The sequence below is a fragment of the Pseudoalteromonas sp. 0303 genome, from assembly GCF_013349995.1.
Classification (GTDB): domain Bacteria; phylum Pseudomonadota; class Gammaproteobacteria; order Enterobacterales; family Alteromonadaceae; genus Pseudoalteromonas.
The window spans coordinates 1-22,450 of sequence record NZ_JABVXF010000052.1; the positions used below are offsets into that span (position 1 = coordinate 1).

A 22,450-nucleotide genomic window follows, 5' to 3' on the forward strand; every position below is an offset into this window, starting at 1 on the left:
AGAGCTCGTACATAAGCACGCATTTATTCTTTTGATTGTAAATTATTGTTGTTGACAAGGGGGAGTCCACATAAGCGTAGCGAAACCCAACACACTCAGAGCTGTCAGGTTTAAAAAAGCTGGCGAGCTACAAGGGGAAAGAGTAAAGCAGTACCGTAGGCGTGAAATTTATTTCGCGCGATGGTTTCCCCGAGATTCCAGACTGACGGCTGACGGCTAACGGCTAACGGCTAACGGCTAACGGCTAACGGCTAACGGCTAATACTCCGCTCTTTACCTCGCTTTTCCTACCAATAATCGCACATTGCTCTAATGTTAATAACAATTTAATGCTGAACCAGCTAGGCTAGTAACATCGTGTTTAAATATTATGGAGTTACCATGAAAAGGTCTTTGTTTAACAGTTTAATCATTGCCTCAGTTAGCTTATCGAGCTTGCAAGCGTGTGCTCAGCCGGAGCAAAAGATTCCTCTGGATGCCAGCGCTAATAACTACAAACTAGAATTAGTAAGCGAAGGAATTCAAATTCCTTGGGGTATGGCTTGGCTTAACGAGCGTGACTTACTCGTTACTGATCGACGTGGCGAGCTTAGATTGATTCGTGATGGCAAACTCGTTGAGCAAGCAGTTAAAGGCACACCTAAAGTACATGATGAAGGTCAAGGAGGCTTACTAGATATAGAACTTGATCCGAACTTTGCCGACAATGGTTGGATTTACTTTTCGTACTCGGGCTATGAGGGCGATGGTGAGGGTTACAATACCTCGATTATGCGTGCCCGCTTTAAAGATATGGCTCTTGTCGATCAGCAATTATTGTTTGATGGCGAGCCAAATATTGAAACAACAAAACACTATGGTTCGCGTATTGAGTTCGACAAAGAAGGTTACTTGTACTTCTCTATTGGCGACCGTGGCAAAAGAGACGTTCACCCACAAAGCTTAGACTATGATGCTGGCAAAATTCACCGTATCAATAGCGATGGCTCTATCCCTAAATCAAACCCGTTTTATAACCATAAAACAACTCACAAAAGTATTTATTCGTATGGACACCGTAACCCACAAGGTATGGCAATGCACCCAGAAACGGGAGTTATTTGGAGCCATGAACATGGCCCACGTGGCGGCGATGAAATCAACATAGTTAAAGCAGGTGCAAACTATGGTTGGCCTAAGATCACTTATGGGATCAACTACATTGGTACAAAAATTACCGACGAAACTAGTCGCGAAGGAATGGAACAACCTGATTGGTATTGGGTGCCTTCAATTGCCCCTTCTGGAATGGAATTTATCACCAGCGATAAATACCCACAGTGGCAAGGCCAAATTGCCGTAGGTTCGATGAAGTTTGGTCACCTTGTTTTGGTAAAACTTGATGGTGACAAAGTAACAGGCCACAGCAAGGTATTTGAAGGTGTAGGTCGCGTTCGTAGCCTAGCCACTCACCCTAATGGTGATTTATATCTTGGTGTTGATGGTGTCGGTGTTTATAAGGTTGTACCTAAATCGTAGGTTGGGTAGAGCGGAGCGAAACCCAACGAGTTAGCGAGTTAGCAAGTTAGCGAGTTAGCGAGTTACAAGGGCAAAGAGTAAAGCAGTACCGTAGGCGTGAAATTTATTTCGCGCGATGGTTCAACGAGCCGTCAGCTATCAAACTTGAATATGCAAGTCATCGAAATTCAAGCAATAAAAAACCACAGACTTCTCTGTGGTTTTTTACTTATAACTTACAGCTTACAGCTATTACTTATAAAACAATAATACTCGTTACAAGGTAAGCAATGAAGGTTAATGCGCCGCCGAATAAGGCGTATGGCATTTGGGTTTTTACGTGAGTTAATAAATCACACCCTGATGCAATAGCCGATACCGCGCTGGTATCTGAGATTGGCGAGCAGTGATCGCCAAACACACCACCACCTAAAATAGCAGCAATGACCAATGAAGGTGGTAAACCTAAAGCTTGAATGAGCGGTACACCAATTGGAATAAGTATTGCGAAAGTGCCCCATGAGGTACCTGTGGTAAATGAAATAACCGCACCTGTAATAAATAGCACTGGCACAACTAAATAAATTGGTAAGAAATCACCTACTAGGCCTGCTACAAACACACCGGTACCAAGGTCTTTCAAGCTCGCGCCTAACGTGAGTGATAGCAATACAATAGACACTAATGGCAGTAACTCGCCCATTCCTTTAAAGCCAATATCTACCAGCTTATGGTGTGTAAATTCACGCGAGCTAATCATTAAGAAGTAAGCTACAACACAAGCTAAAATAGTTGCGTACAGCACTGATTTAGAACCACTACCGCTGGCAATATCGCCATCGCCAGTCCAGAACATAAAGCCAACCATGCTACCAATTAAGGTAATAAGTGGCACAAGCATGTAACGTGCTTTTGAGCCTTTTACTTCTTCTGTAAGTTCGGTTTCTTGTTGCTCTAGGTTTTCTTCTGCTTGCTTTAATGGGCCATGTACCTTGTCAAAGGTGATGGTGTAGAACACGATAAGTAAAGTGATAATTGCGTAAAAGTTATAACCAATACTGCCCCACAACACCGATACCGCAGACTCTTCCATTTCGTAGTTGCCAAGAAGGCCGAGCACATAGGCGCCCCATCCATTTAGCAAGATTAAAATACACACAGGTGCGCTGGTACTATCGATAATATAAGCAAGGCGTGCTCGGCTCATTTTGAACTTATCGAATAAACCACGCGATAAAATTCCCGAGGTTAATACGCTTAAGTTCGATTCAATGAATACCGCAATACCTGAGAACATGGTTAAGTAGCCCACTTGGCGCTTACTTTTAGCAACCCCTTTGTTCATCAGCAAATTAACCGTAGCGGCTACACCGCCAGATTCACGAATATAGGCAAGTAAAGCACCGATTAAGATACTAAAAATAAGTATGCGGCTATTACCAGGGGAGCTGGCAACCTCAATGACTCGCTCGATAGTGTTGATAAAGGTGAAAAACAAGGTATTACCTTCACCATTCAGAGCAAGCAAAAACTCAGACGACGCAACCGCGACCAATAACGCCATGATCACTTCTTTGCGCCAAAACACAATTAAGATAGCAATCAAGGGTGGTAAAATTGAATACCAAGACATAAAAACCCTTTTAAATTAAGAACAACATTTTATTTTTATTATGCGAAAACTCGCTAAGCTTAATGGCTTTGCCACCAAACTCAACTTAATTCGACTAGTGATTTAATATACTCTCATAAATCAGTGAGATAATAGAGCCATACTTACCTGTTTCGAAACGCTTGCCGACAAACTGGTAATTTTCTTGTGAACCTTCAATCGGTGTATGACGGGCATTGGTTAATAGCACAATAGCAAGGTCATACTCGGGGTCAATGACGGTCACGGTGCCTGTCCAGCCAGTATGACCAAAAGCCCGCGGGCTGGCATAAGGGCCAAAATGCCATTTACGTGCTTGATGCCCCGCGCGTCGCCAACCTAAACCATAGGTCTCATCACTTGCTTGGGAGTTTGTGAATTGCTCAAGTACTTGTGGCGTAAAAATTTGCTTGTTGTCGTAGCCCCCCCCATTGAGTAACACCTGCATAAGCACGGATAAATCACCGGCAGTACTAAAAAGCCCTGCATGCCCTGCTACGCCACCTAGAGCATAAAATGCTTTTTCATCATGCACTTCACCTTGCAGTACATCGGTTCGAATATTTTCAAACTCGATGCGACCGCCTCGAGTGTTGCCGTTAATCTCAGTGGCAGCAATTTGCGAAGCTAAAAAAACTTTCTGTAATGGATTATAAACCGTATGTGTTAAACCAAGTGGCTGATAAATTTGGCTTTCTACATAGGTATCGAGCGCCATACCACTGATACGTTCAACCAGTACACCAAGCAACATATAATCGATATCAGAATACAGGTGTTTTACGTTACGACCAGCCACGAAAGGGACACCTGTTAACAGCAGGTTTTTAGTACGCAGGCTATTTTGTGAAAAAAAACGTTCACCAAATTTATTGTCTTTACGATGAAAATCGACCACCGCAGGATAACCCGCACTGTGGGTGAGTAAATCTTTTACTAAACGCTGTTCACGGCCGCTGCCCCTAAATTCTGGTAGGTAATAAAACAGTGGCTTTTCTACGTCGAGTTTCCCTTCACTGGCAAGCTTCATCAGCGCAAAGTTAGTGGCAAACATTTTTGAATTTGAGGCTATATCAAACAAGGTATCGTTTTGCATAGCTTGTGGGCTTGCAAGCTCACTGCCATCAGCATGATACTTTTTAGCTGCGCCATAATGGCTTAATTTAATCAACTTGCCATCTTTAACAACGGCGAGTACCGCGCCTGGAAAGCCCTCTTTAATCTCTTGATTAATTAATTCATCAACAGCACTAAAACGCTTTTGAGTGCTGTTTTTATCAAGCGTTGGATAAGGAAAACGTAAGGTTAAGCTTGCCCCTTCTGGCAATACATTTTCTACTTTATAGGTGTTAATGCCATCGCGGGTGCGTTTAGCCAAACTGTATTGATATATTTTTTCGGCTGTTAATGGCGAAGCAATATTAATTTTTTCACCATTTATGAAAATATCAGCACTGGTTGCATCTTGGTTTTCAATGATGATCTCACCGCGACCTTTATAGGCAGTAAATGTGCCTCGGTCGTTAACAAGCGCGCGACTACTCGGATCAAGCGCCGGAATACGCGCTATAACTTGTGCATTGGCCAGTGTTTTTGACGCAGGCTCAACCGCTTGCTGTTGCTGCTGATATTCTTTAAATAACCGCTCTAACTTTTTAGGAAAGTATTTATCTAGTAATGCAAATAGCACTGCGGCACTTCTTGCATCACTATTACCGCTTACATGCCAAGGTAAAAAGTGCATTTGAAAGGCACTTAGAGCATCTAGCGTTTGCGAATCAAGCTGACCCGTTGCAATCACCTCATAGCCGTAACTGCGCAATGCTTTTTGCATTAACTCAACAGAAGGCTTTGATGCACTAAATAGCTGCCAATATTTATCAACGGTGTCGCTTTCATACCATGCACCGATACCAGCTTTATACAGTTGATACCAAGGAAAACGCGGGCCCGGGTCGTTCTTACGGCTTGGAGCAATATCAGAATGGCCAATAACTTGAGTTGGGCCAATATCAGGATTCCGAGCAAGAATATCTTTACTAAGTTTTATTAGTAGCTCTATTTGCTTGGCATCATAGTCTGGAAAAATACATAACTTACTGGCGTCATTTTCCATCGCAAGCTTAGTTTGCTCAGGAATATGACAGGTTGGTACATTAACAATTTCAATACCAATAGAATGATCATTTAAATCTTCGCGGCCTTGCCAAAAACTGCGTCCGGCGTGCCATGCTCTATCTTTTTCATCAACTAGCTGAATAATTTCTAATTCATCTTTTGGATAACTAGGATCGCCTGATTCTGGTAATAAATAATGTGAACTTAAGCCCCCTTCATCCACCAAAGCACGCATTGATTTTTCGTAATCAATGGCGGTGTAATGCATCACTAAGAATTTAACACGATGACTGTAATTAGCTGATTGTGTATAGGTATATGGATTACTGGCACAGCTTACTAATAATGCCGCACTACTTAGATAACACAGCTGTTTAAGTAATGTTTTCAAAGGGGTAAAACTCATAACAGATTCATACCTGATGATTTAAGCGTTGACGATTCTCAGCAATACAGTAGCAACCCCCACTTAACATGTAAAATATTTTATTTTACAATTTAAGAATAAAAAGCATACATTATCGCTAAGTTACTAAAAATAGAGCTATCTCAATAATTAGAGTTGTATCTATTATGGAATAAAACTATATTATTCCATCTAAATTAAGAAAAATATTCCAAACTTAGGTCTGCTAAAACAAAAATAAGTCGTCGTGTTAAGCAAACAATGCGCCCAAGCCCTGTGTTTATAATAGAACCATCGCTTTGCGCTTTGACTAAGTTAAGCAAACAAAGTGAGCCCTATGTCTACTTTTGTAAAAATTAAAGCCTTACGCCAATCTCTATCGAGCAGCGAAGCTAAGCTTGCTGACTTTACGTTAAATTCAGCGAATGCCATTCGTAATTTATCATCGGTTGAACTAGCAAAAGTGGTTGGTGTAAGCCAATCAAGTGTGGTGAAGTTTTCGCAAAAGTTAGGTTATAAAGGCTTCCCTGCATTTAAACTTGCGGTAATTGATGCACTTAACGATGAAAGCAGCGAACCTAAGCTACATGGCAAGATCACTCTGAATGACTCGCTAGAGCAAATCGCCGAAAAACTATTAAGCAGTAAATTGGCGGTGTTAACCGAAACCAAAAACCTCAACGAAGCACCAGCTGTCGAAAAAGCGGTAGAGCTATTAAAATCTGCAAAGCGCATTTTAATTTGTGGTTTAGGTGGCTCAGCACTGGTCGCAAAAGATTTTTCTTATAAATTACAAAAACTCGGTATGCCGGCTATTGCAGAGCCAGATGGCCATGCACAACTTGCGTATGTTGCGACGTTTTCAAAAGGTGATTTGGTTATCGCGATAAGTGAGTCAGGGATGACTCGCGAAATTGCCGAAGTTGTTAAACAAGCTAAGAAAAACTCAAGCTCAGTGATCTCAGTGACTAAATTTGGTAGTAGCCTTGTTGCTGACTCAGCTGATGTAAAACTTTATTCGGTTGCTGAAGGCGAATCTGTACGTTTATCGTCAATCTTAGCGCGTACGGCACAAGATTTTGTCATTGATATTTTGTTTATTGCTCTAACACAGTCAAGCCGCCAAGGTCGTAAGTTACTAGAACATTCTAATGAAGTTGTTGGCGAATTTAAGAATAACTAATTTCTTCAATAAGGTTATATAAATACTTTAAAGCAGCTCAGGCTGCTTTTTTTATGCATAATTTAGGATGCAGTTTAACAATCCCCTTTCTCCTCTAAACTACCAAACAATTGCGATAAGCGACTGACTTTAAAATCATAATTTCTTACAAAATTGTACTAAGAATAAATTAGCACCCCGTTAAAGCAAGTCATTACTGATCTTTACCTAAAATCGGTTATATATTTTATTCCTAAAAACCAACCTTTAAATGAAAAAATATTCTTGACCAACTTAAATAACACCTGTTTAATATATGGGCAACATAATTTTAAAGTTCATAAGTCTCAATTGGGTAAGTAGTCCAGCAAAGCATATAAATATAAGGACGGGAAACAATGAAACAACATGCATCCACACTCGCAATGAGCTATATAGCGAAAGCGACTAGCAATGCACTTCGCGCAAAGAAAACAGCCTTTACAGGTGTTGTTATGGCCGCGGCGTTAGCCAGCGCGCCAGCCTTTGCAAATCTAACCGGGGGTATCAAAGGTAAAGTATCATCACCAGAAGCACAGCAGTCACTGGCGGGGATCACAGTAACAGCAAAAAGTAATGTGATGCCAAAACCACGTACCGTTGTTACGCGAGAAGACGGCAGCTACGACTTACCACAATTAAAACCGGGTACTTATGAACTGACCTTCACCGATAAAAACGGTGTAACTCAAACCATGACTGTAGATGTTTTACTTGAACAAACTTCGAGCCTAAACGTCACTATGGGTGGTGCTAACGAAAACGTTGAAGTTATTACAGTCACTGGCAGTAAATTATTCCGCCAAGGTAAGTCTGCACTGACTAACTCACTTGGTGAAGAAGCAATCAATAGCGTACCAGTTGGTCAAGATTACCGTGACCTATTAAAACTTGTACCAGGTGTTGAGCTATCTGAAAACTCAACTCTTGGTCCGTCTGCGGGTGGTTCAGGGGTTGATAACTCGTATGGTTTTGATGGTGTTGATGTATCTCTACCTATGTTTGGTAACTTAGCATCAGAGCCATCAACTCATGACGTTGCTTACGTAACTATGGACCGCGGTGGTGCAAAAGCCGTTGGTTTTAACCGCTCAGGCGGCTTCTCAATCAATACTGTATCAAAATCAGGCACTGACGAATTCCACGGTAATGTTGAATACAAGGTTCAACCTAAAAGTTTAGTGGCAACACCAACAGGCCAAGAAAGCTATGAGCTAGATAAAAGCTGGTTAACAGCAAGTTTAGGCGGCCCGCTTATTGAAGATACCTTGTATTTTTATACTTCTTATTATCGCCCAGAAGAAGAGCGTACCAATAAAGATACTGCCTATGGTGCTGTAAAAGACTATAAGAGTGTTCGTGATGAGTACTTTGGTAAATTAACTTGGGCGCCTACTGACGATATTTTACTTAATATTTCACAGCGTACCTCAGAAAAGACCATTGAAGGTCGCTCAGTTGGCGCTTACGAAACTGACAGTGTATCTGCAGGTGATGTAGCTGACCAAGATATCTTTACCTTAGATGGTTCATGGCTTTTAGGTGATGCCACAACCCTTTCATTCCAGTACAGTAAATTTGAACTTGAGTCTGGTACCACACCTGATACAGAGCTATCTGTAGTGCCATCGTTAACGGGCCAACTAGACATCAGCAATCTCGCTGAAATGGGTTACTTCAGTGTACCAAGCTTATTAGATGCTGATGATAACTACACAGCAGAGCAAATTGCTGCATTTAATGCAGGCGCTGCACCTCTAATTGCACAATACGGTTATACTGAAAACGGCGAATTGCTTGGCGGTGGTGGTGTTGGTGCGTATTACCAATACGATAATATCGACTTCTACCGTGATAGCTTCGAGTTAAACCTAGAGCATGAATTTAGCTGGGGCGATACTTACCACACGTTACATGTAGGTGGCGAATGGAAAGAAGGTAAAGAAGTACTGTCTCGCCTTTCAAATGGTTGGGGTAGCATCTCTTATGTTGGCGGCCTCGACGAGAGCTTAGAAGAAGGCAGCTCAGCACCAGTTATTTACCGTGCTCGCGTGCAACAAATGAGCTTAGTTGCTGGTGAAGACGCCGTTTCTGCAATCAACTCAGAAATGGAAACGCTGAACTTCGAAATCAACGATACCATTGAAGTAGGTGATTGGACTTACAATGTGGGTGTACTTGTAAGCCGCGATACTTGGTATGGTCAAGGTCTTAAATCGGCTTCTGGCACGTTATCTGGTTATGAATTAGCACCAGGCGAAAAATACAAAATGTACCAAACAGATTGGTCAGATATGATCCAGCCTCGTTTAGGTGTGAATTGGAACTACGCTGATCAAGACGCCATATTCGCTAACTTCTCAATGTATAACCCTGAAGCAAGTTCATTAGCACGCGCAGCCTCTTGGGACCGTAATACTCGTGCCGAAATCGAAGTTGAATTTGATGAAGCTGGCAACGTAATTTACGCTGAACCGCGTCAAGGTTCATCAGGTAAAGTATTTGCTGATAACTTAAAGCCTCGCCAAATCAAAGAGTTTACACTTGGTACCACTAAATATGTGGGTTCTGATTTAGTGTTACGCGCTCACGTTCGTCACCGTAAGGCATCGCATTTCTGGGAAGATATGCCAAACAATGCGCGTTTAACTGACTACTCTGGCGTTGATGCTGATGGCGTACCACAACATATTGCAGATAAAGGTTTATATGTAGATAACCTAGATGAAATCCGTGATGAAATTGGTGGTTCTTCTTATGTTATTGCCGAAGTAGATGGCGGCGAAACCAAATACTGGGAAGCTAGCATCGAAGCTGAATACCTAGGTGAAAACAGCTATATCAATGCTTCTTATGTTTGGAGTCATTACTACGGTAACTTCGACCAAGATAACACCACAGCAACAACAGATGCTAATACCTTCATTGGTTCATCAAACTATGGCGATGGCCGTGGTCGTTACCCTTGGGATTACAAATACGGTACATTATCAGGTGATAAGCCACATAAAGTAAAAGTGTATGGTTACTACACTGTGCCATGGGATGCGAACATCGGTGCATACTTTGTATTCCAGTCGGGTAAACCTTGGGAAGCATGGGATGGTTCAATCTACGGTTACTCAAGTGGTACCACACGTTACAGCGAACCTGCAGGTAGTCGCCGTAGCCCAAGCCACTGGCAACTTGACTTAAACTACACCCAAGACTTTAAGTTCTCAGGTAACATGGAATTACAATTCCGCGCTGATATCTTCAACGTATTTGACCGTCAAACAGGTTATAACAATAACCCTTATGTCTCGTCAGAAACCTTTGGTGAGTATCGCAACTACTACAGCCCACGTCGCGTGCAGCTGTCGTTTAACTTCAAGTTCTAAATTTATCAATCCTGTTGGGGGCCGCTATTGCGGCCCTTTTTATGCCTCAAAAACAGTAAAAGCTTAAATTGTACAAAATGCTTTTGCTGCATCCATATTAGTCGCTTCTTTCATAAAGTAGTCGAGTTGCACAGTTCGAATAATTGCTCTCGATTCGCTGTTACTTTCCCTTGCCTGCCAGTGCCAAGTTTTAAGCGACTCTCGCGACACATCGACAAATAGCCCTTCAGGGAAGCTCTCTACAAAACGGATATCGGTGGTATTACCTTGTTTATCAATAGTAATAATAAAGCGCGCACAGCCCGTCTGCTTAGATATTAAAGCTGCTTTAGGGTAACTGGGCTTTGTTGCATGTTTAAGTGTCCACAGCTGCTCTGCTGCGTTTTTATCATCTCGAAGGTCAAGTACATCGGTTGAGTTACTTGTTGTACTGTTTGGGAGCTGTGAGCAGCCAGCAAGTAATGCAAATGCGGCAACTAAATGAACTTTCATGGTATATCCTTGTAAATCAAGTTCCTTAATTTAACACAGCTTTTTATGGGTATAAAAAACGAGGCAAGCGCCTCGTTGTTATTTATCTAGTTAGCTAATTATCTAGTTATTATTGATACAGCAAATATGGGGAGCGCTTGCGTTTAAAAGCACTTAAGTCGGTTTGCCAGCTTTGCTTTATTTGCTGCTCAGTTTGGCCTGCTTCAATGGCTAAGCGTAATTTATCAGTCCCTGCAAGTTTATCCATAAAATCTGCGCGTTCAAAAAACATTTGCTCATTCGCACTTAGCTTTTGATAAGCCGAAATAAACAAGCTTAAATCTAGGCCGTGAATATCAGCATCTCGTAAGTCTTGACCAAATACTTCGACCCCTTTGAATTTAGGGTGCATTGAAGCGCCTTTAATCGCCCTTGGCGTAAAGCTAAATTCACCGAGTTTAACTGGCGAGTAACCAACGACTTGAAACGGAAAATCAGTACCCCGGCCAATAGTCACAGGCGTAGCTTCAAAGAAACACAATGATGGATACAGCGCAATTGATTGGGCATTTGGTAAGTTAGGACTTGGCTTTATTGGTAGCTCATAAGCCATAGTGCGGTCATAATTCGCAACAGGCACTACACTCAGCTTAAGCTTATCAGCGTCATTTATCCAACCTTCGCCTTTGATCATCTGAGCAAGCTCAGCCACTGTCATACCGTGTAAAACAGGTATTTCGTGCATACCAACAAATGAGCGAAATTGTGGGTCAAGGATAGGCCCATCAACATAGGCTATATTTGGGTTTGGTCTATCGAGTACCACAACCTGTTTACCATTTTCAGCGGCAGCTTCCATTACGTAGTGCATTGAGCTGATATAAGTGTAAAAACGCACACCAACATCTTGAATATCAAAAATAATAACGTCTAAATCAGCAAGCATCTCAGGACTTGGCTTTTTATTACTGCCATAAATCGACACAACATCGATACCTGTTTTAGCATCTACTGTGCTTTTAACGTGAGCACCAGCGTCATGGTCGCCGCGAAAGCCATGCTCTGGGGCAAATATTTTGCTAACCACAACGCCTTTATCAAGTAATGCATCAACTAAATGTTGACCATTCACCACTGATGTTTGATTAACTACCAAGCCAACACGTTTCCCAGTTAATGCAGGTACATAAGCTTGAAAATTGGCCGCGCCCACCTGTAAAGGCTGTGCATTTTTAGGCGCTTGTGCAGGTGCTTCTTGGCAACCCAAAAGCGCAAAACAACTAACAAATAAAACAGCTAAAAAACGCATTATTCTTCAACCGCCTTACGTAAAAAGCCACCCGCTTTTGACAATAACTGTTTTGCTTCAGGAGCTGGTTTTCCGGTTAACACGATTAAAATGGCCAGTTTTGCACTTTGCTCAGCTTGCTTTAATGCATCCACGGCTTGCTGCTGAGAACACTCTGTTGCTTGCATCACAATACGAATAGCACGAGCGTGCAGCTTTTCGTTACTGGCATTCACATCAACCATCAGGTTTTTATACACCTTACCTGTGCGGATCATGCTGGCTGTACTTAGCATATTCAACACCAGCTTCTGTGCAGTACCCGATTTCATACGTGTAGAGCCAGTTACAGCTTCTGCACCCACCACGGGGCAAATGCCGATTTGTGGCAAACGCATCACTGCTGAATCAGGATTGCAAGTGACACCCACAGTGACACAACCGAGTGATTTAGCGTATTCAATTGCCGAGCAAACATACGGTGTACGACCGCTGGCGGCAATGCCAACCACGACATCTTTACTGGTTAAATTGGCATTTTTTAAATCTTCAATAGCAAACGTGGTGCTATCTTCAGCGCCTTCTACGGCTTTTTTAACCGCGGTGTCACCACCAGCAATAATACCGAGCACTTGCTGATCGCTTACGCTATAAGTAGGCGCACATTCAACCGCATCCAAAATACCCAAACGACCACTGGTGCCAGCACCAATGTAAATTAACCTGCCACCTTGTTGAAATGCTTCAACGACATGATCGACAGCTTCACTAATTTGTGGGATCACAAGTTTCACGGCACCCGCTACTTTGTGATCTTCATTATTGATTTTAGTGAGGATCTCAGTGGAGCTGAGCAGATCGATATCCAAAGTGTCTGGGTTTTGTCCTTCAGAGACAATACCGTTTAACTCTTCGAGTAACTCACGTTGTTGCTTAAAGACGTGCTCAGGGCTCATTGGGTTGTCCTTTTTCAATAATGTCATGGTAATGCTTTGCCGCTAAAATGGCGGCACCAGTTAATGAATCTCCCTTACAAGGAGATAATTCGTTTTGTAAGGCAAGTGGCAATAACGGTTGGCTGACTTTCGCCAAACCACCAATTAAAATCACCGGTAACGGCGAGTTACCTCGGCTTTTATTTATTAACCGAACCACCGATTGGCTGTGCTCTGTTAATACCGCTTTTGCCGCCTCACAGTCGTTTTGTAAGCTAAACACCAACGGGCTAAATGCTGCATAATCCGCGGGTTTTGCTTGTTTAAGCCAACTACTAATTGTTTGACGAGTGCATCCTAGCTGCTCACTCAAACGAATCGTTAATCGGCTTTTTGGTAAATCGTAAATATCTATATCGGTTAATAATTGCTGCACAGCCATCAGGCCGATACGTGCGCCACCGCCAAAATCATCAACGGTAAAACCCCAGCCGCTCACCAACTTAGTTTGCTTTTGTGCGTTTAATCGTGCCCCGACAGCACCGGTGCCAAGAGCAATAACCACACATGGGTCACCAAGATTAGCACCATATAGTGACGTAATTGCATCGCTGGTAATTTGCAAACTGGCAAATTCTATTTCGTAAATCAGCTTGAGCATCACTGTTAATTGTTCAGCAAGACTCTGCGATGAGCCACCAGCAACACCCATAACGGTGACAATTTCACTTGGATCTGCGCCACTTTGCTGGCAAACATCACGGGTCACTTTAACAATATTTTCTAACGCTAAATCAAGATCATTCGAAATTGATGCCGAACCCGCTTGGGCACGAAAAGTCGCGCCACTTGCCTGCTCTTTTAGCTCTGCTAACACTTTGGTGCCGCCACCATCGATGGCTAAAACATAGCGTACAGCCATTTACGCACTCTTCTCGTCTGCCGCTTTACCAAGGCAACACACCAATGTTGCGAGCAATGTACCTATGCATAGCTGCCAAGTAAATCCTAAGTAAAAGCGCATTGATTCGGGTAGTAACCAGTCAATCATGTACGGCTGCATTAATAAGGTCACCATAAAGCCCGCTATTAGCGCTGCTAACACTGAGCCTTCACTGCCTCGTTTGGTGAACAAGATAGTAAAATACACACCTAACAAACCGCTGTACGAGAACACCATTACACTTAGCGCAAATTTTGATAATGGCATATCACTGTATTGCTGCCAGAAATAACAAAGAATAGCCATCAGCGCTAAGGCAAGGCTAACCAGTGCCATCCCTACACGACCCGCTTTTACAAAGTGATGATCGCTTACTTGCTTGTTATGTTTTTCTAAATACGGGCGATAGATATCCTGTACGATGACTGAAGACATCGAACTAAGTCCAGAGTTCAAAGTAGAAATAGCCGCAGCAATAATACCCACGCTAACTAAGCCTTTAACCCCAGCTGGTACTTCGTTTAATACGTAGTACATAAAGATAGTGATTTTTTCGCCGTTAAATTCTTGTACAACCGTTTGCCCAGCTTCGTTATTCATTAGTGCAGGTTGCTGATAAACAATATAAAGCAGCAAACCAATAAAGATAAAAATAGCCATAACCGGGATCACCATCACCACCGATAGTAATAACGCTTTACTGCCTTCTTTAGGGTTTTTACAGGTTAATAAACGCTGCGTCATATCTTGGTCTAAACCAAATGCGGCGATATTTAACAGCACAAACCCCGTTAACACAGAGGCCATGTTAAAGACCCCTGACGGACCAAAATCTAAATCAAATTTAAACAGCGCAAGTTTTGAGTCTGCACCAGGACTTGGCTCACTCAAAGTTGCAATTATGGTTGAGAAATCAGCCGGAATAACACTCAGCAAGCACCAAATAACCGCAATAGCCGCACTGACATAAACGATACTTTGCAGTACATCAGAATAAATAACACTGCGAATGCCACCCAAAAAGGTATAAAGCAGACCTGCAAGCGCCAGTACTAAAGTCGCGATAACCACACTGTCGGCATCGATATTGCCATATAGAATCATCGCAACAGCAATCGCTGCCATATACAAACGGGCGCCACTGGCAAACACACGGCCAAATAAATACATCAAGCCACTACGGCGCTTAGCTTTTGGTCCGATACGTTTTTCAAGCAGTTCGTAAACGGTATACACTTTTTGCTGGTAAAACTTTGGAATTAAAAACGCCGATACAATAAATGCCGCAATAAACGCGCCGATATTGGTCGCAATATATGAAAAATCACCTTGATAGCCTTGATCTGGCCCACCAATAAACGTTGCCGCAGATTGCGAAGTCGCTAAAACAGAAATAGCCACCATCCAAGTTGGCATGCTATTTCCGCCTAGAAAAAAATCTTGGCTTGAGTTAGCGCGTTTGCGATTAAACCACCAGCCACTTAGCAATAAAATTGCACCGTAACTTGCGAATACGAGCCAATCGAGAAAAGCGTAATTTGCACTCATTTATTATCCTAACCCAAACCTTGATGGAATATATTATTCCATCATTATGACAAAATTAAAATACTTTTATTTTATTATTTTTATTTAGCTAAGTTAGGTAATTGCCACTGACTTTGCTTTTGTTGATATTGCGCTTTGGTCAAGCTGACTAATAGCGGCTTTTTACGCTCATCTAACCAAGCAAGTAGAACATCCATATCGCTTTCTGTCATTGCTGTACAACCAGCTGTAGGCTTACTTGGCGCCCGCCATAAATGCATAAAGATACAACTACCCGCACCATTGATATTGCTTGGGTTATGCTTAACAACAATGCCTTTTTTATAAAGGTTATCTTGGCTGTATATATCACGACGCATCCATTCTGAAGAGTCTTTTACGGCGTCTTCACCTACTTGTGCTTTATCAACCAACTGGTTGTAAAACGGTGAGCCTTTCACATCAATACAATAATCATTTGCTGTCATTGCTTGATAACTGAGGTTAGTTTGTAATGAATCTAAATAACCAAATGCAGTACCAAGCTCAAAAATACCCGCAGGCGCTTTACCATCGCCTTCTTGTTTTTGCTGACCAGGTTGTGCAGGATGCAGCCCCACTCCCCAAGCAAGACCAGTTCGACCTAATACCACCGCGTGTTGCTGACCTTGTTGTTGCCAGCTGCCAGCGGTTTTTTCAAAGCGATAAAGAGTGGCATCAATGGCATCACTATCATTAGCGACCACCACCACGAGCTGTTGATGACTGTTATCAATAACAGGTTTAGGTAACTCTTTGCTGGCACAAGCCGATAAACTCATAACTGCAATAAGACTGAATAGTTTTTTCATGCTGGCCATACTCCATTTGTGATTAGTTCAAGCCCCGTTATTGATTCAATGCCAAGACCTGGGGCATCCGATAAGCGTATTTGTGGGCCGCTAAATTCAACGCCCCCTTGCACTGGGTCATACTGACCAAGGGCTGGGCCATCTAAATCAATTTTACTGATTTGCTGTGCTTTGGCAGAGGCTAAATGTGCAGCACCAGCTACGGCAATACTGCCCTCTAGCATACAACCTATCATACACTCTGCTTGGTATTGGGCTGTGATATTAGCAATCTCAATAGCTCGGCTTAAACCGCCCATTTTCATTAATTTAATATTGATAATATCAACTGCGCCAAGCTCTAAAAGTTGGATCACTTGCTTCGGTGAAAAGGCGCTTTCATCGGCCATAATCGGGGTGTTCACTCGCTCAGTAATATATTTCAGACCTTGAATATCACTGCTTTTTACCGGCTGCTCAACCAATTCTAATACCACACCTGATTGCTCAAGTTGTTGCAACGCAAACACAGTTTGTTTGGCATTCCAACCTTGGTTTACATCTAAACGCAGCTGCGCCTTAGCGGCAAACCCAGCATGGATTGCTTTTACTCGTTCAATATCTTGATTAAGGTTATTGCCGATTTTTATTTTTAATACATCAAAACCTTGCTCAACCGCTCGCTGACAATCACTGAGCATTTTATCTATGTTATCGACGCTAATAGTGATATCGGTTTTCAGCGCTGACTTACCACCGCCAAGTAACTTATATAAAGGCGCTTTATAGAGCTTGCCCCACAAGTCGTAAACCGCCAACTCTAACGCCGCCTTTGCACTACTGTTACCAACCACCGTTGATTGAATAATGTGGGTAAGCTGGTTAATGTTTTCGATTTCTTGCCCCACTAATTTAGGGGCAATAAACTGCTGAATGACCGCGATCATTCCTTGATGGGTATCGCCTGTAATAACCGGAGTTGAGGCCGCAGAGCCATAGCCAATTTGGCCACATTCGGTGTCGATTAAAACCACTAAGTCTTCGATAAAACTGACTTCTCTTAGTGCTGTTTTAAATGGAGTAACTAATGGCACTTTGAGCTTTGCAAAGCGAACAGCTTTAATTTTCATATTGGCCTCTAGCGAATACGCTTAATGTTATAAATACGATCTAAGTAGCTGGTTTCTTGAGATAATCTAAGTGGCAATAATGGCGTGACCGACACCCCATTTAAGGCACTACTATAAAAACTACCATCGCCTTTGTTATAACCTAAGCCTTTAACGTCATGAATAACATAAGGCTCACCGTGGTGCTCCCCTAGGTACATCATTACATGACCCGGAATATAAATTAGATCGCCAATCGCCATGTTTTTAACCTTTGGCAACTTAGCATCCGCCGCTGTATTTTTATCAAAGCGATTATTTTGCCCGTATTCACTACTGCCTTGCTGCCCTGAATTACGCGGCATTAGTAGGCCAAAGCTCTTATAAATTTCACCAACAAACCCAGTGCAGTCACGGCCATTATAATCATGACCCCAACCATAACGCTCACCCAAAAACTTAAAGCCCTGTTTAATGAGATTCTGCTCGTTGTAGTCTAGGTAGCCTAAATTTACATCGGCAGTTTTACTTATCATTGCAGGTTTAATAACAAGTTTGCCTTGCTCATCGCGGGTAGGTAACTGTACAACATGGCTAGCATAGCTGTTTTGGCCGTTGAGCAAATACGGTACTTGCTCACTATCAACTAATGGTAAGCGCACTCCCATATCGAGCTGAACTTCTGAGAGGCCTTCATCATTTGGCACATAAGCAGTATTTACTTTTGCACCGGTTACCACCAAGAAGTCATCTTGTTCGCGATAGGCTTTTATTTTATCTGCATCAGCAATGGCAAGATCTTCTGCAGGCGTCCACGCTAGGTAGTTGTAAGCACGTACTAACAACCATTTTTTATCTGCGCTTTGATGCAATACAGCAACCGCTTCGCCCGGAAACATTCCGCTTTCTTGAAAGCGATCTAAGTCTTGATCAAGGCCGCTATTTAAAACCCGATCCCAAGTTGGAAAAGTACGTAATGCCGTGCGCTTAACGACCACAGCAAAGCGTACCTCATTGTTATCTGCGACCTTGTTAAGGTTTAAGTTTTCCTGATATTTGGCAAAGTCTTTCGCGGTGAGTTGGCGGCCGTCGGTAAAAAAGCGCGGGCTTTTTGGAATTGAACTTGCCGAATGAATGGCGCTTGTTAACTCGTCTTTACTGAGCGATTTTTGAAATGACAGAGGATCAACAATGTATTTATTATCTTTTACTAGTTTCTCGTTGAAGGCCGCAATTTGCGCCTCTGTCATGATCACTTTTGCCGATGCACCTTGTGCTAGCCAGTAGCTGGGCGAAAGCTGTGACTGCGTGACCCCGATAACATCTGATTGCCAACCCTCAGCATGCATAGGTGCACTAAAAGCAACACCTAAAGTAATTGATAAAGCGATAATTGAACGACGCATAGCTGTACCTTAATTCTTATTGAACGCGTTAATCTAATAATTTTGTAAAAGCATGCTGCAACTTTTGCTGCATTTGCTTACCGACTATTGGCAAATTGGCTTCGTCGGCCCCCGAAGTTGACTGCTGTACACTAAACGTAAACTCACGGCCACCTTGGTAATTGCCTAAACACACATGTGCCAACATTACGGTTTCTGTGGTGGAGCGTGTTTCACTTGGCCCCCAACCAATTTTTTGCCAAACACGCCACTGCCCATTCGTCGCGCTATCGAGCACTTCTTTTGCAGAGCGACTATCATTTGGCGCAATAACATTTGCTAATGCATTTGTAACGATATGACTGATACCTACCATCATACCGCCAACTTGAGCATGTTCATCTGTATGATCTGTGCCGTTAAGTAGCACATCAACATCAGTTGCTTGTAGAAAAGGCATTTGCGTACTTGGTTCACGCTGGTGACTAACCAGACGTTTTAACCATTCCGCTTGAGCAAGTGTGGTCATTGCTTTGTTGCCCGTTAAACCACAACTCTCACAACGATACCCTAAATAGCCAGGATCATCACTGCTTGCTTTGTATCGAGCAATCTTTGCATCAAGCTCATTATTGGCAGAGTTATGCCAGTATTCGTCTGATGGCATAAACTGCTCTGAGCCATATGCGCCGTTAAATAACAAACGCTCATCCTCTAGTTTTAGCCAGCCGTCATTAAAAAGCCCACGTAAATATTCGCGCCCTGCCACATTGACAAAATAACTAGCTATCGCATTTGAGTTACCATCGGCTTTGCCAAATGCTTCGTAACTATTAATACTGCTGATCAAATCAGCCAGTGCAGTATCGCCGGCAAAAGAAGCTGCACCAAGCTCTGGGTGGGATTGCCTTACTTTTGAGAGCGCACCGCTAAACGCTTGAATTTTTGATGAGCTCCAAGGTTCATACAACTCATTATGGCTGCCGTCACTTAAATACCGGTAAGCTAATTGCCCTGCTTGAACTTGATAATCAATTAGGAGTAGCTTGCCCGGTTGCTCTGGGGCTAAAAAATACTGCCAATCGGCCGCAACTCTGTTTTGCCAACCCGCCTGCTGGTAATTAACCTCAGCCGCTGATTTATAACCTTGCTGGTTGCTTTCATTTTCGAGTGATAAACAGCCGCTATTAGATAAGTCTTTTGGCAAAATAGCGGGTGCTAACATTACTTGCTCAAAGTATTGTTGGTCGGTTAATGGGGCTTTTTCTGTGTTCGCTTCACAACCAGTCAAAAGCATCAAGCCGCAACTTATAGCCAGCCGTTTTTGATATGCACCTTTCGTATACATAAAATAAAATTCCCACTTGTTATTATTTTTGGAATATTTTATTAAATCTAACACAAATTGACCGTGAAGCAAATTAACTCGATTTCTTAAAGTATTTTGCATCCAATTTATAGGGTTATTCGTTTTTAGGTTAACATCTTCAATGTAAGGAATTATGAAATGAATAAGCTTTGCATTAGCATTTTAAGCTTTAGTTGCTCTTTTAACGTGTTTGCTAATATAGAAAAAATAACAGTGTATGGTCACCGTACTGGATTAATTGGTGATTCTATCAGCGCCTCTAGCGGTATTATAGGCCAAGGTGAAATAGAAAATCGCCCTATGCTTCGCTCCACGGAAATGCTTGAATTAATACCTGGAATGGCTGTTACTCAGCACAGTGGTTCTGGCAAAGCTAATCAATATTTTATCCGTGGCTTTAATCTTGACCATGGTACTGACTTTGCAACAAACATTGATGGTATGCCTATTAATATGCGTAGCCATGGTCATGGGCAAGGCTATACTGACTTAAACTTTATAATTCCAGAAACAATTGCCACTGTCAGTTACAAAAAAGGGAGTTATGATGCCCGCCAAGGAGACTTTTCAACGGCTGGAAGTGCTTATTTTCAATTAACAGATAATCCAAAACATCAACATATAAACTTTTCGGTGGGTGAAGATAATTACTTAAGGGCTGTGGGGTTAGGGGCAATTAAACTAGCTAATGGCACATTGATTGGAGCAACCGAGTGGCAAGGCTATGATGGACCTTGGCAAGATGTAAAAGAAAACGTTAATAAGAAAAATGCTTTGCTACGTTTCACTAATCAGAGTAAAAAAGGCAACCTCTCAATCACTGCGATGGCTTATGATAATAGCTGGAATTCAGCGGATCAAATACCACAACGAGCCGTTGATCAAGGCATCATTTCAGAGCTTGGCTCACTCGATAAAACACTTGGCGGAGAGTCAAGTCGGTATAGCTTATCGACAAATTGGCAAGGACAAAACTTATCAGTAAGTGCATACCTCATCGACTACGAGCTAAATTTATACTCTAACTTCTCATATTTACTTAATGATCCAATTAATGGCGATCAGTTTAACCAACGAGACAACCGCACTATCTCAGGTGGTACGCTAAATTATCAATTTACAGACAATCTAGGTGCTATTCCTGTTAATCACACTTTTGGAGTGGAGCTTAGAAATGATAATGTGAGTAAGGTTGGCCTCTATAATACTCAAGCCAGGGAATACCTATCAACGGTGCGAGAAGACAGCGTTGATGAGACAAGCTACGCAGCATATTGGCAAACACAACTAAGTTTAAGTCAACAACTAGAAGCAACTGTTGGTGTTAGGTATGATTATTTAGATACGCAAGTTGATAGCGACAACAGTTTAAACTCTGGTGATGCAAATGATGATTTACTTGGTTTTAAGACAAGCCTCACTTATTTGTTTACAGAGAATGTAGCTGGCTATGCAAACTGGGGGCAATCTTACCACTCAAACGATGCTCGAGGCGCCACCATTACTCAAGATCCAGTGTCACTTGAAGCAACAGACACCGTTGACTTATTGGTCAAGAGTGAGGGCGCTGAAGTAGGCATGCGTTACTTCGATGAGCAGCAATTTAACTTCTCCGCTGCACTTTGGTGGTTGAAACTAGATTCTGAATTACTTTTCGTCGGCGATGCAGGTAACACCGAAGCCAGCGATGCTTCAAAGCGCTATGGTTTAGAGCTGAGTGCCTACTATTGGCTCGCAGACACATTAAGCCTAGATGCAGAAGCATCCTTTACCCACTCACGTTTAAACGTAGACAGCCAAAACGACCGTATTGAAGGAGCTGTACCAGTCGTTGCTAGTGCCGGCATTAGCTGGCAGATTGCACAACAGTGGCAAAGCTCATTACGTATTCGTCATATAGGTAAACGTATGTTGAGTGATGATGGCAGCAAACGTTCAGAGTCTTTAACTGTGGTTAATGGTTTAGTGAGTTATCAGCAAACTCACTGGAAAGCTGAATTAGAACTACTTAACTTGTTTAACAGTCATGACCACGATATTGACTATTACTATGCATCAAGATTAGCTGGCGAGCCTGAACAAGGGGTCGAAGATAATCACTTTCACCCAATTGAGCCTCGCACAGCTCGAGTAAACTTGAGTTTATTATTTTAAGAAATACGCGACTGAAATCGCTCCTACCTTTAGGTAGTCATTTATGGCGACACTGTCATGATTCGCGTGAAACAAGTTTCATGCCTACGGGTGCATTTTTTGTATTTTGATACCATTCCGCTTAAATATCTGATCTAATATAGGCTATATAAAATCACTGGTGATTAGCATTGAACCCAAACATAT

15 protein-coding genes are annotated in these 22,450 nt (G+C 42.4%); 4 read left to right on the forward strand and 11 right to left on the reverse strand.

Annotated features, from left to right (window positions below; genetic code table 11):
- The first annotated feature begins 381 nt into the window (after nucleotides 1-381).
- A complete protein-coding gene (locus HUS62_RS20630) occupies nucleotides 382-1,518 on the forward strand; it encodes a PQQ-dependent sugar dehydrogenase (protein WP_175080982.1) in 1,137 nt (378 codons plus the stop codon).
- A gap of 235 nt (nucleotides 1,519-1,753) precedes the next feature.
- On the opposite strand, the gene HUS62_RS20635 is transcribed toward HUS62_RS20630, so the two are convergent.
- The gene (locus tag HUS62_RS20635) at nucleotides 1,754-3,130 is read right to left on the reverse strand and encodes a Na+/H+ antiporter NhaC family protein (protein ID WP_054560796.1); all 1,377 of its coding nucleotides are present in this window, start codon (nucleotides 3,128-3,130) and stop codon (nucleotides 1,754-1,756) included.
- Between the two features lie 94 nt (nucleotides 3,131-3,224).
- On the reverse strand, nucleotides 3,225-5,672 hold the full coding sequence (gene pbp4b / locus HUS62_RS20640; protein ID WP_175080983.1) for a penicillin binding protein PBP4B: 2,448 nt from the start codon (nucleotides 5,670-5,672) through the stop codon (nucleotides 3,225-3,227).
- Nucleotides 5,673-6,009: 337 nt separating this feature from the next.
- On the opposite strand from pbp4b, the gene HUS62_RS20645 reads away from it, so the two are divergent.
- Together HUS62_RS20645 and HUS62_RS20650 are read left to right on the forward strand one after the other, a co-directional pair.
- Entirely contained in the window at nucleotides 6,010-6,855 is an 846-nt protein-coding gene (locus HUS62_RS20645) for a MurR/RpiR family transcriptional regulator (RefSeq protein ID WP_054560797.1), read from the forward strand.
- 377 nt (nucleotides 6,856-7,232) lie between these two features.
- A complete protein-coding gene (locus HUS62_RS20650) occupies nucleotides 7,233-10,253 on the forward strand; it encodes a carboxypeptidase regulatory-like domain-containing protein (protein WP_175080984.1) in 3,021 nt (1,006 codons plus the stop codon).
- Between the two features lie 63 nt (nucleotides 10,254-10,316).
- On the opposite strand, the gene HUS62_RS20655 is transcribed toward HUS62_RS20650, so the two are convergent.
- The 9 genes from HUS62_RS20655 to HUS62_RS20695 form a co-directional block, all read right to left on the reverse strand.
- Nucleotides 10,317-10,745 (reverse strand): energy transducer TonB, encoded by a 429-nt coding sequence (locus tag HUS62_RS20655; RefSeq protein WP_175080985.1) that lies wholly within the window; start codon nucleotides 10,743-10,745, stop codon nucleotides 10,317-10,319.
- A 109-nt stretch (nucleotides 10,746-10,854) separates the two neighbouring features.
- On the reverse strand, nucleotides 10,855-12,033 hold the full coding sequence (locus HUS62_RS20660; protein ID WP_175080986.1) for an exo-beta-N-acetylmuramidase NamZ domain-containing protein: 1,179 nt from the start codon (nucleotides 12,031-12,033) through the stop codon (nucleotides 10,855-10,857).
- Nucleotides 12,033-12,995 carry an N-acetylmuramic acid 6-phosphate etherase gene (murQ, locus tag HUS62_RS20665; RefSeq protein WP_375185674.1) on the reverse strand — a complete coding sequence of 321 codons (963 nt, stop codon included), beginning with the start codon at nucleotides 12,993-12,995 and terminating at the stop codon, nucleotides 12,033-12,035. The genes HUS62_RS20660 and murQ overlap by 1 nt, the downstream gene beginning before the upstream one ends.
- On the reverse strand, nucleotides 12,958-13,869 hold the full coding sequence (locus HUS62_RS20670) for a BadF/BadG/BcrA/BcrD ATPase family protein (RefSeq protein ID WP_175080987.1): 912 nt from the start codon (nucleotides 13,867-13,869) through the stop codon (nucleotides 12,958-12,960). The genes murQ and HUS62_RS20670 overlap by 38 nt, the downstream gene beginning before the upstream one ends.
- On the reverse strand, nucleotides 13,870-15,438 hold the full coding sequence (locus HUS62_RS20675) for a sodium:solute symporter (RefSeq protein WP_175080988.1): 1,569 nt from the start codon (nucleotides 15,436-15,438) through the stop codon (nucleotides 13,870-13,872). It lies immediately after the preceding gene.
- Nucleotides 15,439-15,518: 80 nt separating this feature from the next.
- Nucleotides 15,519-16,268 (reverse strand): L,D-transpeptidase, encoded by a 750-nt coding sequence (locus HUS62_RS20680; RefSeq protein WP_175080989.1) that lies wholly within the window; start codon nucleotides 16,266-16,268, stop codon nucleotides 15,519-15,521.
- Nucleotides 16,265-17,377, reverse strand: a complete 1,113-nt coding sequence (locus HUS62_RS20685; RefSeq protein ID WP_175080990.1) for a mandelate racemase/muconate lactonizing enzyme family protein — start codon at nucleotides 17,375-17,377, stop codon at nucleotides 16,265-16,267. The genes HUS62_RS20680 and HUS62_RS20685 overlap by 4 nt, the downstream gene beginning before the upstream one ends.
- 8 nt (nucleotides 17,378-17,385) lie before the next feature.
- On the reverse strand, nucleotides 17,386-18,762 hold the full coding sequence (locus tag HUS62_RS20690) for an SH3 domain-containing protein (RefSeq protein WP_175080991.1): 1,377 nt from the start codon (nucleotides 18,760-18,762) through the stop codon (nucleotides 17,386-17,388).
- A gap of 28 nt (nucleotides 18,763-18,790) precedes the next feature.
- On the reverse strand, nucleotides 18,791-20,038 hold the full coding sequence (locus HUS62_RS20695; RefSeq protein ID WP_220095087.1) for a hypothetical protein: 1,248 nt from the start codon (nucleotides 20,036-20,038) through the stop codon (nucleotides 18,791-18,793).
- Nucleotides 20,039-20,248: 210 nt separating this feature from the next.
- Here HUS62_RS20695 and HUS62_RS20700 point away from each other — a divergent pair, with 210 nt between their 5' ends.
- Nucleotides 20,249-22,264, forward strand: a complete 2,016-nt coding sequence (locus HUS62_RS20700) for a TonB-dependent receptor (RefSeq protein ID WP_175080993.1) — start codon at nucleotides 20,249-20,251, stop codon at nucleotides 22,262-22,264.
- Nucleotides 22,265-22,450: the final 186 nt, after the last annotated feature.

Bases quoted from the DNA above. Each gene is read 5' to 3' on its own strand.
- HUS62_RS20680 (WP_175080989.1), bottom strand. From the start codon at position 16,268: ATGAAAAAACTATTCAGTCTTATTGCAGTTATGAGTTTATCGGCTTGT.
- HUS62_RS20635 (WP_054560796.1), bottom strand. From the start codon at position 3,130: ATGTCTTGGTATTCAATTTTACCACCCTTGATTGCTATCTTAATTGTG.
- HUS62_RS20690 (WP_175080991.1), bottom strand. From the start codon at position 18,762: ATGCGTCGTTCAATTATCGCTTTATCAATTACTTTAGGTGTTGCTTTT.
- HUS62_RS20675 (WP_175080988.1), bottom strand. From the start codon at position 15,438: ATGAGTGCAAATTACGCTTTTCTCGATTGGCTCGTATTCGCAAGTTAC.
- HUS62_RS20655 (WP_175080985.1), bottom strand. From the start codon at position 10,745: ATGAAAGTTCATTTAGTTGCCGCATTTGCATTACTTGCTGGCTGCTCA.
- HUS62_RS20660 (WP_175080986.1), bottom strand. From the start codon at position 12,033: ATGCGTTTTTTAGCTGTTTTATTTGTTAGTTGTTTTGCGCTTTTGGGT.
- HUS62_RS20685 (WP_175080990.1), bottom strand. From the start codon at position 17,377: ATGAAAATTAAAGCTGTTCGCTTTGCAAAGCTCAAAGTGCCATTAGTT.
- HUS62_RS20700 (WP_175080993.1), top strand. From the start codon at position 20,249: ATGAATAAGCTTTGCATTAGCATTTTAAGCTTTAGTTGCTCTTTTAAC.
- HUS62_RS20645 (WP_054560797.1), top strand. From the start codon at position 6,010: ATGTCTACTTTTGTAAAAATTAAAGCCTTACGCCAATCTCTATCGAGC.
- HUS62_RS20650 (WP_175080984.1), top strand. From the start codon at position 7,233: ATGAAACAACATGCATCCACACTCGCAATGAGCTATATAGCGAAAGCG.
- HUS62_RS20670 (WP_175080987.1), bottom strand. From the start codon at position 13,869: ATGGCTGTACGCTATGTTTTAGCCATCGATGGTGGCGGCACCAAAGTG.
- HUS62_RS20630 (WP_175080982.1), top strand. From the start codon at position 382: ATGAAAAGGTCTTTGTTTAACAGTTTAATCATTGCCTCAGTTAGCTTA.
- HUS62_RS20695 (WP_220095087.1), bottom strand. From the start codon at position 20,038: ATGCTTTTGACTGGTTGTGAAGCGAACACAGAAAAAGCCCCATTAACC.
- pbp4b (WP_175080983.1), bottom strand. From the start codon at position 5,672: ATGAGTTTTACCCCTTTGAAAACATTACTTAAACAGCTGTGTTATCTA.
- murQ (WP_375185674.1), bottom strand. From the start codon at position 12,995: ATGACATTATTGAAAAAGGACAACCCAATGAGCCCTGAGCACGTCTTT.